This window comes from Rhizobium sp. BK661 (assembly GCF_024808825.1).
Classification (GTDB): Bacteria; Pseudomonadota; Alphaproteobacteria; order Rhizobiales; family Rhizobiaceae; genus Rhizobium.
Genome location: NZ_JANTYT010000005.1, coordinates 154,650 through 170,816 on the forward strand (window position 1 = coordinate 154,650; position 16,167 = coordinate 170,816).

Sequence of the window (16,167 nt, forward strand, 5' to 3'; positions counted from 1 at the left end):
GGACACCATGCTTCTTATCTATTGCCCATACTGTCAGGAAGAGCGCTCCGAGCTCGAATTCCGCGGCGCCGGCGATGCGCATATCGCCCGCCCCACCAATATCGCGGACATCTCCGACGAGGCGTTCGAGGAATATTTCTTCCTGCGCGACAACCCGAAGGGGCTGATCTTCGAACGCTGGCGCCACCTCAACGGTTGCGGCCGCTTCTTCAACGCGGCGCGCGACACGATCAGCGACAAGTTCATCATGACCTACAAGGCAGGCGAGCCGAAGCCCACGATCGGCGAGGCCGCCGTTCCGCATGCTCCCGTCGAGACCTACGAACAACTCGAAGGAGAGGCACAATGAGCGGCACGAACCGTATCGCAGGCAAGGGTCGCCTGACGCCGGCCAGAACCGCGCGCTTCACCTTCGACGGCAAGAGCTACACGGCGCTCGAGGGCGATACCGTCGCCTCGGCGCTGATCGCCAACAACATCCATCTCGTCGGCCGCTCGTTCAAGTATCACCGCCCGCGCGGCATTCTCTCGGCCGGTGCGGAAGAGCCGAACGCGCTGATCGACGTGGCGCGCGACAGCGCCCGCAAGCAGCCGAACGTGCGCGCCACGGTGCAGGAAGTGTTCGACGGCATGATCGTCGAATCGCAAAACCGTTTCCCGTCGCTTTCCTTCGATATCGGCGGCATCAACAACCTGATGTCCCCCTTCTTCGCGGCCGGCTTCTACTACAAGACCTTCATGTGGCCGAAGGCGGCATGGAAGCATGTCTACGAGCCGATGATCCGCCGTGCGGCCGGTCTCGGCGTCGCGCCCAAGGAAGCCGATCCGGACCACTATGCCAGCCGCTATGCGCATTGTGACGTGCTTGTCGTCGGTGCCGGCGTTGCCGGTCTTTCGGCAGCGCTCGCGGCAGCGCAATCGGGGGCCAGGGTCATCCTCTGCGACGAGCAGGCCGATGTCGGCGGCGCGCTGCGTTTTGACAGCGGCGTCAAGATCGACGGCCTCGATGGTTATGAATGGGCACAGAAGACGGTTGCCAGCCTGAAGGCGATGAGCAACGTGCAGGTTTTGACCCGCACCACCGCTTTCGGCTATTACAATCATAACTTCATCGGTCTCGCCGAGCGCGTGACCGACCATGTCGCAAACCCGAGCCGCCATCTGCCGCGCGAGCGCCTGTGGCAGCTGCGCGCCAAGCGCGTCATCCTCGCCAATGGCGCCATCGAGCGCCACATGGTTTTCCCGAACAACGACCGTCCGGGCATCATGCTGGCATCGGCCGCGCGCATGTACCTCAACCAGTACGGCGTTGCCGTCGGCCAGAAGGTCGGCGTCTATACGGCGCACGACTCGGCCTACGAGGCGGCCTTCGACCTGAAGCGATCAGGTGTCGAGATCGCGGCGATCGTCGATTGCAGGCAGACGCCGGGCGCGGCGGTCCTGGCGGAGGCACGTTCGCTCGGCATCGATGTTCTCGCTGGCCAGTCGGTCGTCAACACCTCAGGCAAGCTGCGCATCTCGTCGATGACCGTTGCCCGCAACGGCGGCGGCTCGCCACGCAAGATCGCGGTCGATGCCTTGCTGGTTTCCGCCGGCTGGACGCCTTCCGTCCACCTGTTCTCGCAGTCGCGCGGCAAGGTCGCTTTCGAGCCGGAAACGCAGCGCTTCCTGCCCGGCACCTATGCGCAGGATTGCCTCTCCGTCGGCGCCTGCAACGGCACCGACGACCTGCAGCAGACGATCGAGGAATCGCTGGCCGCGGGCGAACTGATGGCACAGGCGGCGGGCAAGAAGGCGGGCGGCAAGATCAGCATCTCGTCCGAGCAGGCGCATCAGTGGACGGGTGGCATGATCGGTGCGGCGGAAGGGGCAGGTCCCGAGACCAGCGCCAAGGCCTTCATCGATTTCCAGCACGACGTCTGCGCCAAGGATATCCGCCTTGCCGTGCGCGAAGGCATGCACTCGATCGAGCACATCAAGCGCTTCACCACGAACGGCATGGCGTCCGACCAGGGCAAGCTCTCCAACATGCACGGCCTGGCGATCGCAGCCGAGATGCTGGGCAAGGAGATCCCGCAGGTCGGTCTTACCACCTTCCGCGCGCCGTATACGCCTGTGACCTACGGTACGCTGATCGCGCATTCGCGGGGCGATCTGTTCGACCCGACGCGCAAGACGCCGCTGCACCAGTGGGAAGAAGCCCAGGGCGCCGTGTTCGAGGATGTCGGCAACTGGAAGCGCGCGTGGTTTTATCCGCGTGCCGGCGAAACCATGCACCAGGCGGTCGCGCGCGAATGCAAGACGGCGCGCGATGTGGCTGGCGTGTTCGATGCCTCAACGCTCGGCAAGATCGAGGTCGTCGGGCCTGACGCCGCCGAGTTCATGAACCTGATGTACACCAACGCCTGGGACACGCTGAAGCCCGGCAAGTGCCGCTACGGCATCATGACTCGCGATGATGGCTTCGTTTACGACGACGGCGTCGTCGGGCGTCTGGCGGACGATCGCTTCCACGTGACGACGACGACGGGCGGCGCGCCGCGTGTGCTCAATCACATGGAAGACTATCTGCAGACCGAATTCCCGCATCTGAAGGTGTGGCTGACCTCGGTGACCGAGCAGTGGGCCGTTATCGCCGTGCAGGGTCCGAAGGCGCGCGAGATCATCGCGCCGCTGGTCGAGGGCGTCGATATCTCCAACGAGGCCTTCCCGCATATGAGCGTTGCCGAGTGCACGGTCATGGGCGTTCCGGCACGTCTCTTCCGCGTGTCGTTTACCGGCGAAACCGGCTTCGAAATCAACGTTCCAGCCGATTACGGCCAGTCGGTGCTCGAAGCCGTCTGGGCCAATGCCGAGCCGCTCGGCGCCTGCGTCTACGGCACCGAGACCATGCACGTGCTGCGCGCCGAGAAGGGCTATATCATCGTCGGCCAGGACACGGATGGTACCGTGACGCCTGATGATGCCGGCCTCAACTGGGCGGTATCGAAGAAGAAGACCGACTTCGTCGGCATTCGTGGCCTGAAGCGCCCGGATCTGGTCAAGGAAGGCCGCAAGCAGCTGGTCGGCCTCATCACCAAGGATCCGAAGATCGTGCTCGAGGAGGGCGCGCAGATCGTTGCCAACCCGAACGAGCCGAAGCCGATGACGATGCTGGGGCACGTCACATCGTCCTACTGGTCGGAAAACCTCGGAAAGTCGATCGCGTTTGCGCTGGTCGCCGGTGGTCGCAAGCGGATGGGCGAGACGCTCTACGTGCCGATGCCCGACAAGACGATTGCCGTCGAGGTGACGGATATGGTGTTCTTTGACAAGGAAGGAGGCCGCATCAATGGCTGATACGGCAGTTCGCAAGTCGGTGCTTTCCGGCCGTCACGGTGGTTCGGCCACGGTACGGTTGACGGCAGCGCCAGCGGCAACCCGCGTGGCGCTTCGCGCACCAGCGGAGTCGCTCAAGGCTCTTTCCTCCGCGCTCGGTGTCACGGTCCCGCCGTCCCCGAAAACGTCAGGCCGCAAGGGTGGCCGTGCGGCCCTCTGGCTCGGGCCGGACGAATGGCTTGTCATCGACGAGGCCGGTGCAGACCTGATGGCGCCGCTCGCCAAGTCGGCCGTGCTGCATTCGGCAACCGACGTTTCGCACCGCAACGTCGCGATCATCGTCTCCGGTCCCGGGGCGGAAGCGACAATTTCGGCGGGCTGCCCGCAGGATCTGTCGCTCGAGGCCTTCCCCGTGGGCGCCTGCTCGCGCACGCTGTTCGGAAAGGCCGAGATCGTGCTTTTCCGCACCGAGGACGATACTTTCCGCGTCGAGTGCTGGCGTTCGTTCGCGGATTTCGTTTTTGGCCTGCTGGCTGAGGGCGCTGAAGACGCCGGGCACTGAAGTGCAACCAGGATGCAATTGCTGATCGGGGGAATGCCCTTGTGCCGCCCCCCGATCAGCTTCACGTTGCAGGATTGCCGACATTTGTGCCATCATCCGCTGGGCGCGGTCCCGATCGGAGCGCCATCGCAACGAATGCGGGGTGTCTTCGATGATGCTGCATCACGTTTCCATTGTCGTCACGGACATCGACCGTTCGGTCGCCTTCTATCGCGATGTGTTCGGCCTCGAACAAATTGAGCGGCCAGCGTTCAGTACCGTTGGAGCGTGGTTCGCCTGCGGCGCGCTGCAGGTTCACCTCATCGTCCATCCGACTGGCACCTTCCGGCGCGCAGCCACGATAGACACGGCCGACGGACATTTCGCGTTCCGCACCGATGATTTCGACGGCTGCATCCGCGGACTGATCGCCAAGGGTTTTCGCGAGGATGCGCCCGAGGGCGATCCCTGGCGGCTGCGTCTGAGACGTGACGGGCCGGCAGGTTTTCCGCAAGCCTATCTGCTCGATCCCGATTGCAACATCGTTGAGATCAACGGTGCGCCATAGCCGCGAACCGCGCATGGTCGCTCGTTAAGGTCGGCGCTAGGCGTCCTCAGGCCGGTCCTTTGGGTCGAACTGGATGATGGTGATCCAGCGTGCGGTCAACGCCGGCTTCTTCTCGTTCTCGATCTCGATCGAGACCTCGTAGGTCGTCATCAACATGCCGGCGCCGCGGAAGCGGGCTTCGGCAAGGACGAAGTGGCCGCGGATGCGCGCGCCTGATTTCACGGGCGACAGGAAGCGGACGTTCTCGAAGCCGTAGTTGATGCCCATCGTCTGTTCGCGGACCTTGGGCAACCCGTTGTAGTTCATGGCCGAGAGCAGGGAGAGCGTGAGGAAGCCATGGGCGATTGTGCCGCCGAACGGGCTCGCGGCGGCGCGCTCCGGATCGACGTGGATATACTGATGGTCGTTGGTCGCATGCGCGAACGCATCGATCATCGTCTGATCGACGACGATCCAGTCCGAGAGGCCGGTTTCAGTGCCCACCAGCCCACGGACGTCCGCGAGCGAAATTTCCTTGACCATTGATTCCTCATGAGAAAGCGGCTGCGCAAGCCTTACAATGGGATTGTGACGATTGCGACAAGGAATTGCAGGGTTGAACTCGGCTGATCAACTTTCGAGATAGAAAGCCACCGAACGGCGCGGCACGATGGCCGATGCCACCGACTTCTTGGCGGCATCGGGGGCCAGATGCCGCCAAGAGCCGGAGCCAGAGAGCGTAAAGACTTCCTCGCCGCCCGAGCGATTGAAGAGCACCGCCAAGCGCGTGGCCTTGCCGCCTTGCTCGTCTCGGGTTGCAAGTAGCATGCCGAGCGTCGAAAAATTCGGGGTTTCCCACTCTTGGACGGTCATCGGCTGGCCTGAAGGCGATATCCATTCGACATCGCCGTTGCCGTTGAGGAAGGCTGCTTGAGAGAAGGCGGAGAAGCGCTTGCGCAGGCCGGAGATGAAGGCGGTGTGGGCAACGAGTTCGTCGTCGAGCGCTGCCCAATCCATCCAGGTGATTTCATTGTCCTGGCAGTAGGCATTGTTGTTGCCGCGCTGAGTGCGGCCGGCTTCGTCGCCCGCCGTCAGCATGATGCTGCCGCGGCTGGTAAAGAGCGTCGACAGCAGCGCCTTCAGGTCGTCGCGTCGCCGGCGGATGATATCGGGATAGCGAGTTTCGCCCTCGATGCCGTTATTCCAGGAGTGGTTTTCATTATGGCCGTCGCGGTTTTCCTCGCCGTTCGCCTCGTTGTGCTTGCCGCTGTAGGAGACGAGATCGTTGAGCGTGAAGCCGTCATGGGCCGCGAGGAAATTGACACTGCGCGTCGCCTGTCCGCCGTTGCGGCCGAAGATGTCAGAGGATCCTGCAAGCGCAGTCGCCAATGGGCCGGTCTTCCAGTCGTCGCCGCGCCAGTAACACCTGATATCGTCGCGGACACGGTCGTTCCACTCGAGGAATGGCACCGGGAAATTGCCGAGCTGATAGCCACCGGGGCCGATGTCCCAAGGCTCGGCGATCATCACGCGATCTTTTAGAACCTCGTCGGCGAGCATCGCCGTCAGCGTTTCCCCAGTGCCCTCAAAGCCGCTTGCGGTGCGGCCTAGGACGGGGGCAAGGTCGAAGCGGAAACCATCTATCCCGGCGCCGAGCACGAAATTCCGCAGGCTGTCGATGATCAACTGCCTGATATAGGGGTGATCGCAGGCGACGGTGTTGCCGGTGCCGGTATCGTTGACCAGATCGCCGGGGCGCTGTGGCAAATGGCGATAGAAGGAGAGATTGTCGAGGCCACGCAGCGACAGCGTCGTGCCGAAGCGATCGCTCTCGCCGGTATGATTGAAGACGAGGTCAAGAATGACGGCAATGCCTTCTCCGTGGAGTTTCGCAACGGTGTCGCGAAGTTCCGCCATGCCGCCCGGCACGAGCCGCGGATCGAGCGCCATGAAGGCGACGGGGTTGTAGCCCCAGCTGTTTCTCAGGCCGAGCGGCGGTAAATGGCGCTCATCGATCCAGGCGGTGATCGGCATGAGCTCGACGGCATCGACGCCGATCCGCTTCAGGTGGGCGATCACCGAGGGATGCGCCAAGGCGGCGACCGTGCCGCGCTGGGCTTCGGGTACATCCGGATGCAGCTTGGTAAAGGAGCGAACAGCGACCTCGTAGACGAAGCCACCCGGCTCGAAGAGCGGCTTTGTTTGCTTCACCGGCACATCGCGGGTGACAATAGCCTTCGGCACCAGATGCTGCGTGTCGGCGCCGAAGCTACCGAGCAGCGGATCGTGGCTAAACGGGCGATCGAGTTCCTTGGCATAGGGATCGACGAGAAGCTTCGATGGATCGAACCAGAGGCCGCTATCGGGGGCGTAGACACCGTCGGCACGATAGCCGTAGCGCGCGCCTTCCTTCAATCCGTCGACGAAGAGGCGATGCACGTGGTCATCGCCTCGCTCCATCGGCAAGCGGGCCAGTTCCTTGTCGTCGTCGCCGAACAGGCACAGTTCGATCTGTCCTGAATTATGCGACCACACGGCGAAATCGACGCCGGTCTCGAAGAGGGTTGCTCCGCCTTGCCGGGTCTTGTTCGCCGCCATGTTCCGGTCAGGTAATCACGGAGGGAGCGTCGCGGCCAGTGCGGCTGCGGATATCCGCGATGGTCTCCGCGGCAGCGATAATGTCGGCTAGCGCATGCTGCGTCTCGATGTTGTGACGGGTGGAATCCGCCTCGTATCGCTCGAGATAAACGCGCAGAGTGGCGCCAGATGTTCCGGTTCCGGAAAGGCGGAAGACGACACGCGAGCCGCCCTCGAACAGGATGCGAATGCCCTGATGCTCGCTGACCGACTTGTCGACCGGGTCGTGATAGGCAAAGTCGTCCGCCTTCTCGACCTTCAGCGGACCGAAGCTCTGGCCGGGCAGCGAAGCGAGCTGGCTGCGCAGATTTGCCACCAGGCCATTTGCTGCCTCGGTGTCCACGCCCTCGTAATCGTGACGCGAATAGTAGTTTCGGCCGTAGGTCTGCCAGTGCTGCGTGACGATCTCTTGCACGCTTTCACCACGCACCGCGAGAATATTCAGCCACAGCAGAACCGCCCAAAGGCCGTCCTTCTCGCGCACGTGGTTGGAGCCGGTGCCGGCGCTTTCCTCGCCGCAGATCGTCGCCATGCCGGCGTCGAGCAGGTTGCCGAAGAACTTCCAGCCGGTCGGGGTCTCGTACATGCCGATGCCGCGGCGCTCGGCCACGCGGTCGGCAGCGCCTGATGTCGGCATGGAGCGGGCGATGCCGGCGAGGCCGCCCGAATAACCGGGCGCGAGATTGGCGTTGGCGGCGAGAATCGCAAGGCTATCGGAGGGCGTGACGAAGATGCCGCGGCCGATGATGAGATTGCGGTCTCCGTCACCATCGGACGCCGCGCCGAAATCGGGCGCGTCGTCGCCCATCATCTCGTCGTAGAGTTCCTTGGCATGAACCGGATTCGGATCCGGATGGTGGCCGCCGAAATCGGGCAGCGGCATGAAATTGCGGACCGAGCCGGACGGCGCGCCGAGGCGATTTTCGAAGATCTCCTTGGCGTAGGGGCCGGTGACGGCGCTCATCGCGTCGAAGGCGATGCGGAAACCAAGGCTGATGAGGTTGCGGATCGCGGGGAAGTCAAACAGCTCTTCCATGAGTGCCGTGTAATCTTCCACCGAATCGAGCACGGAGAGAATCATGCCGCCCGGCAGTTCGTCCTTGCCGATGCGGTCGAGATTGACGTCTGCGAAATCGGCGATCTTGTAGGTGTCGATCACCTTCGTTCGCGCATAGATCGCGTCGGTGATCTTCTCCGGTGCCGGGCCGCCATTGCTGATGTTGTATTTGATGCCAAAGTCTTCGGTCGGGCCGCCGGGGTTATGGCTGGCCGACAGGATGATGCCGCCAAAAGCCTTGTATTTGCGGATGATGTGCGAGGCTGCCGGGGTGGACAGGATACCGCCCTTGCCGACGATCACCTTGCCGAAGCCATTGGCGGCGGCCATCTTGATCGCCTTCTGGATGACTTCGCGATTGTAGTAGCGTCCGTCGCCACCGATGACGAGGCACTTGCCCTGAAACCCTTCCAGCGAATCGAAGATCGACTGGATGAAGTTCTCGGCATAGTTCGGCTGTTGGAATACCGGAACCTTCTTTCGGAGGCCGGACGTGCCCGGCTTTTGATCCTGGTAGGGCGTAGTGGATACGGATTTTATCATTTTCTCTCACTTGCCTTTGGGGGCGAGGCTTGAATAGAGGGCAGCGTAGCGCTCGGCGCTCTTTTCCCACGAGACATCCGATTTCATGCCCTGCTTTTGCAATTGGGTCCAGACTTTTTGATCGGCGTAGAGATGTAACGCACGGCGAATGGCCTGCAACAGGCCCGATGCCGTCACAGGCGAGAATTGTATCCCGGTTGCCACTTTCGCTGCAAGAGCAGCATGATTGGCGTCGATGACGGTGTCGTTCAAGCCACCGGTGCGAGCGACGATCGGCACGCAGCCGTAGCGCAGGCCGTAAAGCTGTGTCAGGCCGCAGGGTTCGAAACGCGAAGGGATGATGATGGCGTCGCAGCCGGCCTGCATGAGGTGCGACATCGGCTCGTTGTAACCGATGGAGACGCCGATTCGACCCGGATGGCGGGCCGCGGCGGCAAGCAGCGAACCTTCGATTGCTGCATCTCCGGAACCAAGTATCGCAAGCTTTCCGCCCATGTCGACAATCTCATCCGCGGTAGCGGCGATGACGTCCATGCCCTTCTGCCAGGTGAGGCGGCTGATGATGCAGAAAATCGGTGCGTTGTCGTTGTGAAGCCCGAAGAACTCGGCAATCGAGGTACGGTTTTCGACGCGGCTCTTCAGCGTCGTGCCATTGTAGTGGGTGTGGACAACGGGATCGGTCGACGGGTTCCAGACGTCGGTATCGATGCCGTTGACGATGCCATGCAAGGAATCAATTCGGCTTGCGATGACGCCCTGGAGGCCCATGCCGAACTCCGGGGTCAGGATCTCGCCGGCGTAGGAGGGACTAACGGTCGTGATGGCGTGGGCGGTTTGCAGGCCGCCCTTCAGGAAGCCGAGATTGCCGTAATATTCGATGCTTTCGGTTGCGAAGGCGTGCGGCGGCAGGCGTAGACCCGGAAAGATATCCGCGCCGAACTGTCCCTGGAACGCGATATTGTGGATCGTCAGAACACTCGGCAACTCCGGCGTCGGGTTGTAGCGCATGTAAACCGAGGTCATCGCCGACTGCCAATCGTGCGTGTGCACGAGATCGGGTCGCCAGCCCGGCATCAAACCCGCGGCAATCTCGGCACCGGCCAGCGACAACGCTGCGAAACGACGCCAGTTGTCGGGATAGTCCCGACCGGTCGCATCGAGATAGGGGCCTCCCGTGCGGTCGTAATAAGCGGGCGCATTGAGCACGAGGATATCGATCCCCTCATGCTCCGCTTCGAGGACTGTCGCGGGCTCGCCGAGCAGATCATCGAACTGAAGCCGGACAACCGGATTGCGGATCGCCTTCATCACAGCCGGATAGCCGGGCATGAGGGTCTTGGTTTCGACGCCGAAACGCTTGAGCGCGATCGGCAGGGCGCCCGCCACGTCGGCGAGGCCCCCTGTCTTGATGAGCGGGAAGACTTCGGACGAAACCGAAAGAACTTTCATGTCTCACATACCCAGCTTGTCGATCATCGGCTGCGTAATGAGGCAAATGCCACCCTCGCTGCGGCGGAAGCGCTTGGCGTCGAGGACCGGATCCTCACCGACGATCAGACCTTCCGGTATGATGACGCCGTGATCGATCACGACGTTGCTGAGTTGCGCGTGCCGTCCGATTTTGACGCTCGGCAGCACGACCGCGCCGTCCAGCTTGGAATAGGAGTTGGCGCGCACACCGGTGAAAAGCAGACTTCTGTGAAGGGTCGCGCCGGAGATAATGCAGTCGCCGGCGACGACCGATGACGTCGCCGAGCCACGGCGGCTTTCGTCGTCGTGGACAAACTTGGCCGGCGGTGAGATCTCGGCGTAGGTCCAGATCGGCCAAGACTTGTCGTAAATATCCAGTTCCGGAACCACTGCGGTCAGGTCGATGTTGGCCTGCCAGTAGGCGTCGATCGTGCCGACGTCGCGCCAGTAGGGCTCGTGCTCAAAATCGGAGCGCACGCAGGACTGCGCGAAGCGATGGGCGACGGCCTTACCGTTCTTGACGATGTGGGGGATGATGTCCTTGCCGAAGTCCTTGCTGGAGTTCGGGTCGGCTGCGTCGCGGCGCAGTGCATCGATCAGGAACTTGGTGTGAAAGACGTAGATGCCCATCGAGGCAAGGGCAAAATCCGGATTGCCGGGGATGCCGGGCGGATCCGCGGGCTTTTCGACGAAGTCGATGATCCGGTCGGTCGTGTCGACATGCATGACGCCGAAGCCGACGGCTTCCATGCGCGGCACCTCCAAGCAGCCGATAGTCACATCGGCACCGGAATCCACATGCTGTTGCAGCATGTATTCATAGTCCATCTTGTAGACATGGTCGCCGGCGAGAATGACCATGTATTCGACGCCGTAGTCCTCGATGATGTCGATGTTCTGGTAGACGGCATCGGCTGTACCTTCATACCATTGCGTCTCGGAGACGCGCTGGGAGGCCGGCAGAATGTCGAAGCTTTCGTTTCTCTCGGGGCGGAAGAAGTTCCAGCCGCGCTGCATGTGTCGGATCAGTGAGTGCGCCTTGTACTGGGTGGCGACGCCGATTCGTCGGATACCCGAGTTCAAGGCGTTCGACAGCGCGAAGTCGATAATGCGGGTCTTGCCGCCGAAATAGACCGCCGGCTTGGCGCGGCGATCGGTGAGTTCCTTCAGGCGGCTCCCCCTGCCGCCAGCGAGAACATAGGCCATTGCGTCGCGGGCAAGTGGCTGAACGCGTTTTTCTACCATTTTTATCCTCCCACCAGTCGTCAGTTCTCAGGTTCAAGCATGATCGTCGCCAAGGGCGGCAAGGTGATCGACGCGGCAATGCTGCCGCCGGCGTTGACGGCCTGAACGCGACCGCCATTGCCCTTGCCGCTGCCGCCGTAAATGTCGGCATCGGTATTCAGGATTTCGCGCCACCGCCCCTCGATCGGCAGGCGCACCGTATAGTTTTCGCGATAAACCGGCGTCAGGTTGCAGATGACGGCAACCGGCTTCTCCCCCGGTGCCTTGCGCAGCCAGGCGAAGACCGAATTCTCGTGGTCATCGGCGATCAGCCACTCGAAACCGTCACCCTCGCAATCGCGGGCGTGCAGTGCCGGCTTGCTGCGGTAGGTGAAGTTCAGGTCGCGCACCAGCCGCCGCATGCCTTCGTGCATGCGGTATTGCAGCAGGTTCCAATCGAGTGACGTCGCTTCGTTCCATTCGCTCCACTGCGCGAATTCCTGACCCATGAACAGCAGCTTCTTGCCCGGATAGCCCCACATGAAGGCGTAGTAGGCCCGCAGATTGGCGAACTTCTGCCAGTCGTCGCCGGGCATCTTGGCGATCAGCGAGCCTTTTCCGTGCACCACCTCGTCGTGCGAGAGCGGCAGCACGAAGTTTTCGGAGTAGGCATAAAGCAGGCCGAAGGTCAGCTCGTTGTGGTGATGCTTGCGATGGATCGGCTCGCGGCTCATGTAGCTCAGCGTGTCGTGCATGAAGCCCATGTTCCACTTGAAGCCGAAGCCGAGGCCGCCTTCGTGTACCGGCTGCGAGACCTTCGGCCAGGAGGTCGATTCCTCGGCGATGGTCATGACACCAGGATGTTCAGCGTAGATGCGGGTATTCATGTTCTGCAGGAAGCGCACCGCCTCCAGATTTTCATTGCCGCCGTACTCGTTCGGTATCCATTCACCATGCTTGCGGGAATAATCGAGGTAGAGCATCGAGGCCACGGCATCGACGCGCAGCCCGTCGAGATGGAACTTCTCCGCCCAGTAGAGCGCATTGTTGACGAGATAGGAGACGACCTCGGTGCGGCCGAAATTGTAGATCGCCGTGTTCCAGTCGGGATGAAAGCCCTTGCGCGGGTCCTCGTGTTCGTAGAGCGCCGTGCCGTCGAACCAGCCGAGGCCGTGTTCGTCGGTCGGGAAGTGGGCCGGTACCCAATCGAGGATGATGCCGATACCGACCTTGTGGCAGCCGTTGACGAAGCGGGCGAAACCCTCGGGCTCGCCGAAGCGGGCGGTCGGCGCATAGAGCCCCGTCGTCTGGTATCCCCAGGATGGATCGTAGGGATGTTCGGTGATTGGCAGGAACTCGATGTGGGTGAACCCCATGTCGACGCAGTAGGGAATCAGGCGAGAGGCAAGTTCGTCCCAGGAGAGGAACGAACCGTCGTCGCGCCGCTGCCAGGAGCCCGCATGCACCTCGTAGATCGAGATCGGCTGACGGCGCTTGTCGGTCGTCCCCCAGTGCTTCAGGTGCGCCTCGTCGTCCCATTCCTGCAGCAGTTCAGGGGCCGCGACCGAGGCGGTCTTCGGGCGCAACTCGCTGCGTCGTGCGAACGGATCGGCCTTTAGCGGCAGAAGGACGCCGTCCTGGCCGCGGATTTCGAACTTGTAGGCAACACCGGTGGGGACATCGGGCGCAAAGATTTCCCAGATGCCGGCGCCGGAACGGAACCGCATGACGTGACGGCGGCCATCCCAGCCGTTGAAATCTCCGACCACTGAGACGCGTTGGGCGTTCGGCGCCCAGACGGCGAAATGGATACCCTGTGCGCCTTCGTGGTTGATCCAGTGCGCGCCCATCTTGTCGAAGAGGCGCAGGTCCGAGCCCTCGCGCGCATAATAGTCATCCATCGGTCCGAGGACCGGCCCGAAGCTGTATGGATCGGTGACCGCCCATTCGGCATCGCCGCGCCGTGCCCGATAGCGCACCGGTCGCTGCTTCGTCACCGAGACCGCACCGGCAAAAAAGCCGTCAGGATGTTGTAGCTTCAGTTCGCCAATGACGCTGCCGTCGAGCGTCATCGCCGTCACCTCTTCGGCACCCGGAATGAAGCAGCGGGCCACATAGGCGTCGCCTGATTTGTGGACGCCCAGAACCGCGAATGGATTGGAATGCGACCCTGCGAGGATTGCCGCTATCTCGTCTGCCGAAATCTCCCAGGGAAGTCTGACTTCAGGGGTGGCTTTCGGCGTTTTCATCCGGCTCTCCAGATTTCCTTGGCGTATTGACGGATCGTGCGGTCGGACGAGAACCAGCCCATACGGGCCGTGTTGCAGATCGCCTTCGAACTCCACGTGGACGGATCGGTCCAGAGTTGGTCGACTTCGCGCTGGGCTTGGGCGTATGCATCGAAATCGGCGGCCACCATGAACCAGTCATGGGCATAGATGCCTTCGATCAACGCGGAGTACCGGTTTCGATCGTCATGCGAGAACACGCCGGAGCTGATGGCTTGGAGCGCCTGCGATAGCTCGCGCGACGCCTCGATGATGGCGCGGGGATTGTGGCCATCGGCACGGGCGGCGGCGACCTCGTCGGCACGCAGGCCGAAGATGATGATGTTGTCCTCGCCGACATGATCGCGCATTTCGACGTTGGCGCCATCGAGCGTGCCGATCGTCAGAGCGCCGTTGAGGCCAAACTTCATGTTGCCGGTACCGGAGGCTTCCATGCCAGCGGTCGAGATCTGCTCGGAAAGGTCGGCGGCGGGCACCATCACCTCGGCGAGCGAGACGTTGTAGTTCGGGACGAAGACCACTTTCAGCAGGCCGCGGACGGCCGGGTCATTGTTGATCGTGCGGGCCACGTCATTGATCAGTTTGATGATCAGCTTGGCGTTGTGGTAGCTCGGCGCCGCCTTGCCGGCGAAAAGCTTGACGCGCGGAACCCAGTCCAGCTCGGGGTGCGAGCGGATCTGGTCGTAAAGCGCGACGGCCTCGATGATGTTCAGGAGCTGGCGCTTGTATTCGTGGATGCGCTTGATCTGGATATCGAACATCGCCGACGGATCGAGCTTGATGCCCATGCGGCTGGCGACGAGGTTCGACAAGGCCACCTTGTTGGCGCGCTTCACGGCCGCAAACTTCTCCTGGAAGCTTGCATCCTTCGCGAACTTGTCCAGTGGCTTCAGCTTCTCGGCGTCGTCGAGGAAGTCGTCGCCGATCGTTTCACGAATCAGGGAGGTCAGGCCGGGATTGCACTGCTGCAGCCAGCGGCGCGGCGTGATGCCGTTCGTCTTGTTGTTGATGCGGTCGGGATAGAGCTTGTGCAGATCGGCAAACACCGTGACCTTCATCAGATCGGTGTGGAGAGCCGAAACGCCATTGATCGAATGGGCGCCGACGAAGGCGAGATTGCCCATGCGGACGCGGCGCTCGCCACTTTCCTCGATTAGGGAAATCGAGCGGATTTCCGTCTCCGAAAATGTCTTGGTCTTGCGCGCTTCGACGAGGACCTTCGCGTTGATCGCGTAGATGATCTGCATGTGGCGTGGCAGCAGGCGCTCGAAGAGCGGGATCGGCCAGCTTTCCAAGGCTTCTGGTAGGAGCGTGTGGTTGGTGTATCCAATCGTGCCCCGAGTGATATCCCAGGCCTGGTCGAAGTCGAGGCCGTGAACATCGCACAGCAGGCGCATCAGTTCGGCAACCGAGACGGCGGGATGCGTATCGTTCAGGTGGATCGCCACCTTGTCCGGCAGCGAGGTGAAATCATCGTACTGCTGCAGGTGACGGCGCAAAATGTCCTGCAGCGATGCGGAGGAGAAGAAGAACTCCTGGCGCAGACGCAGCTCCTGGCCGGCGGGTGTCGCATCAGCCGGGTAGAGAACGCGCGTCAGGCTTTCGGCCTTGTTGCTTTCGCGCAGCGCGCCGATGTGGTCACCGGCGTTGAAGGCATCCAGCAAGATCGGGTCGATCGGCTGGGCCGACCAGAGGCGCAGCGTGTTGACCCGCTTGCCGCGCCAGCCAACGACGGGGGTGTCAAAGGCGGCGGCGATGACGCGCTCGGCCGGTTTCCAGACATACCGCGGCTCGCCCTCGGGGTTGTTGACGACATCGACCGTCCCGCCGAAGCCGATTTCGTAGGCGCTTTCCCGGCGCTCGAATTCCCAGGGGTTGCCGTGCGCCAACCAGCTTTCCGGCAACTCTACCTGCCAGCCGTCGGCAAGCTGCTGGCGGAAGAGGCCGTGCACGTAACGGATGCCGTAGCCATAGGCCGGCACATCGACGGTCGCCATGCTTTCCATGAAACAGGCGGCGAGACGGCCAAGGCCGCCGTTGCCGAGCGCAGCGTCGGGCTCGAGGCCGGCAATGACGGAAACATCGACACCGAGCGAGGTCAGTGCATCGCGAACCTGCTCCATCAGGCCGAGGTTCGAGACCGCATCGCGCATCAAGCGGCCGATCAGGAATTCGAGGGATAGATAGTAAACGCGCTTGTCGCCGGTCGAATAGACCTTGCGGGTCGATTCCATCCACTTGTCGATGATGCGGTCGCGGATGACGAGAATGGTGGCGGTCAGCCAGTCATGCGGCTTGGCGACCTTCGCGTCCTTGCCGATGCGGTAGGTCAGGCGTTCAATGATTTCTTCGGCGAGAATTTCCGGTTTGGAACTGCGGGGCGCGGGGGAGGGGATCGTCGGCTTCGAAACGGTATTCATCGTTAGTCCTCGCCAATTTCGGTTCGGTTTCAGTACGTTATGCCAATTTCAATCGGTTTACCGCGCACTAAAGACGCAGTTTATGCATCGTTACTACGCAGTTGCAACAAAGGAATTACCCA

General features: G+C 62.1%; 11 protein-coding genes. 4 read left to right on the forward strand and 7 right to left on the reverse strand.

Annotated elements, in window-relative coordinates; translation table 11 throughout:
- The first annotated feature begins 7 nt into the window (after positions 1-7).
- From FHX16_RS13270 to FHX16_RS13285, 4 genes are all read left to right on the forward strand, one after another.
- Positions 8-349, forward strand: a complete 342-nt coding sequence (locus FHX16_RS13270) for a sarcosine oxidase subunit delta (protein WP_183862317.1) — start codon at positions 8-10, stop codon at positions 347-349.
- On the forward strand, positions 346-3,339 hold the full coding sequence (locus tag FHX16_RS13275) for a sarcosine oxidase subunit alpha (RefSeq protein WP_183862315.1): 2,994 nt from the start codon (positions 346-348) through the stop codon (positions 3,337-3,339). Before FHX16_RS13270 ends, FHX16_RS13275 begins: the two co-directional genes overlap by 4 nt.
- A complete protein-coding gene (locus FHX16_RS13280; RefSeq protein WP_183862314.1) occupies positions 3,332-3,880 on the forward strand; it encodes a sarcosine oxidase subunit gamma in 549 nt (182 codons plus the stop codon). Before FHX16_RS13275 ends, FHX16_RS13280 begins: the two co-directional genes overlap by 8 nt.
- A 151-nt stretch (positions 3,881-4,031) precedes the next feature.
- Positions 4,032-4,427 carry a VOC family protein gene (locus FHX16_RS13285; RefSeq protein ID WP_183862312.1) on the forward strand — a complete coding sequence of 132 codons (396 nt, stop codon included), beginning with the start codon at positions 4,032-4,034 and terminating at the stop codon, positions 4,425-4,427.
- 36 nt (positions 4,428-4,463) lie between these two features.
- Here the strand turns inward: FHX16_RS13285 and FHX16_RS13290 are convergent, their stop codons facing one another.
- The 7 genes from FHX16_RS13290 to FHX16_RS13320 all read right to left on the reverse strand — a co-directional run bounded on the left by FHX16_RS13290 (position 4,464) and on the right by FHX16_RS13320 (position 16,045).
- Positions 4,464-4,949, reverse strand: coding sequence for a MaoC family dehydratase (locus tag FHX16_RS13290; protein WP_016557057.1), 486 nt, complete (start codon positions 4,947-4,949; stop codon positions 4,464-4,466).
- An 87-nt stretch (positions 4,950-5,036) separates the two neighbouring features.
- Positions 5,037-7,004 (reverse strand): glycogen debranching protein GlgX, encoded by a 1,968-nt coding sequence (gene glgX / locus FHX16_RS13295; protein WP_183862310.1) that lies wholly within the window; start codon positions 7,002-7,004, stop codon positions 5,037-5,039.
- Between the two features lie 7 nt (positions 7,005-7,011).
- Positions 7,012-8,643 (reverse strand): alpha-D-glucose phosphate-specific phosphoglucomutase, encoded by a 1,632-nt coding sequence (locus tag FHX16_RS13300; RefSeq protein ID WP_183862308.1) that lies wholly within the window; start codon positions 8,641-8,643, stop codon positions 7,012-7,014.
- Between the two features lie 6 nt (positions 8,644-8,649).
- Complete coding sequence (glgA, locus tag FHX16_RS13305) at positions 8,650-10,092, reverse strand: glycogen synthase GlgA (RefSeq protein WP_183862306.1); 1,443 nt, start codon at positions 10,090-10,092, stop codon at positions 8,650-8,652.
- Between the two features lie 3 nt (positions 10,093-10,095).
- Positions 10,096-11,358, reverse strand: a complete 1,263-nt coding sequence (gene glgC / locus FHX16_RS13310) for a glucose-1-phosphate adenylyltransferase (protein WP_016557061.1) — start codon at positions 11,356-11,358, stop codon at positions 10,096-10,098.
- Positions 11,359-11,378: 20 nt separating this feature from the next.
- Entirely contained in the window at positions 11,379-13,586 is a 2,208-nt protein-coding gene (glgB, locus tag FHX16_RS13315) for a 1,4-alpha-glucan branching protein GlgB (RefSeq protein ID WP_183862304.1), read from the reverse strand.
- Positions 13,583-16,045 carry a glycogen/starch/alpha-glucan phosphorylase gene (locus FHX16_RS13320; protein ID WP_183862302.1) on the reverse strand — a complete coding sequence of 821 codons (2,463 nt, stop codon included), beginning with the start codon at positions 16,043-16,045 and terminating at the stop codon, positions 13,583-13,585. Before FHX16_RS13320 ends, glgB begins: the two co-directional genes overlap by 4 nt.
- Between the last annotated feature and the right edge of the window lie 122 nt (positions 16,046-16,167).

Coding starts and splice junctions, on each gene's coding strand:
- FHX16_RS13270 (WP_183862317.1), top strand. CDS start 8: ATGCTTCTTATCTATTGCCCATACTGTCAGGAAGAGCGCTCCGAGCTC.
- FHX16_RS13275 (WP_183862315.1), top strand. CDS start 346: ATGAGCGGCACGAACCGTATCGCAGGCAAGGGTCGCCTGACGCCGGCC.
- FHX16_RS13280 (WP_183862314.1), top strand. CDS start 3,332: ATGGCTGATACGGCAGTTCGCAAGTCGGTGCTTTCCGGCCGTCACGGT.
- FHX16_RS13285 (WP_183862312.1), top strand. CDS start 4,032: ATGATGCTGCATCACGTTTCCATTGTCGTCACGGACATCGACCGTTCG.
- FHX16_RS13290 (WP_016557057.1), bottom strand. CDS start 4,949: ATGGTCAAGGAAATTTCGCTCGCGGACGTCCGTGGGCTGGTGGGCACT.
- glgX (WP_183862310.1), bottom strand. CDS start 7,004: ATGGCGGCGAACAAGACCCGGCAAGGCGGAGCAACCCTCTTCGAGACC.
- FHX16_RS13300 (WP_183862308.1), bottom strand. CDS start 8,643: ATGATAAAATCCGTATCCACTACGCCCTACCAGGATCAAAAGCCGGGC.
- glgA (WP_183862306.1), bottom strand. CDS start 10,092: ATGAAAGTTCTTTCGGTTTCGTCCGAAGTCTTCCCGCTCATCAAGACA.
- glgC (WP_016557061.1), bottom strand. CDS start 11,358: ATGGTAGAAAAACGCGTTCAGCCACTTGCCCGCGACGCAATGGCCTAT.
- glgB (WP_183862304.1), bottom strand. CDS start 13,586: ATGAAAACGCCGAAAGCCACCCCTGAAGTCAGACTTCCCTGGGAGATT.
- FHX16_RS13320 (WP_183862302.1), bottom strand. CDS start 16,045: ATGAATACCGTTTCGAAGCCGACGATCCCCTCCCCCGCGCCCCGCAGT.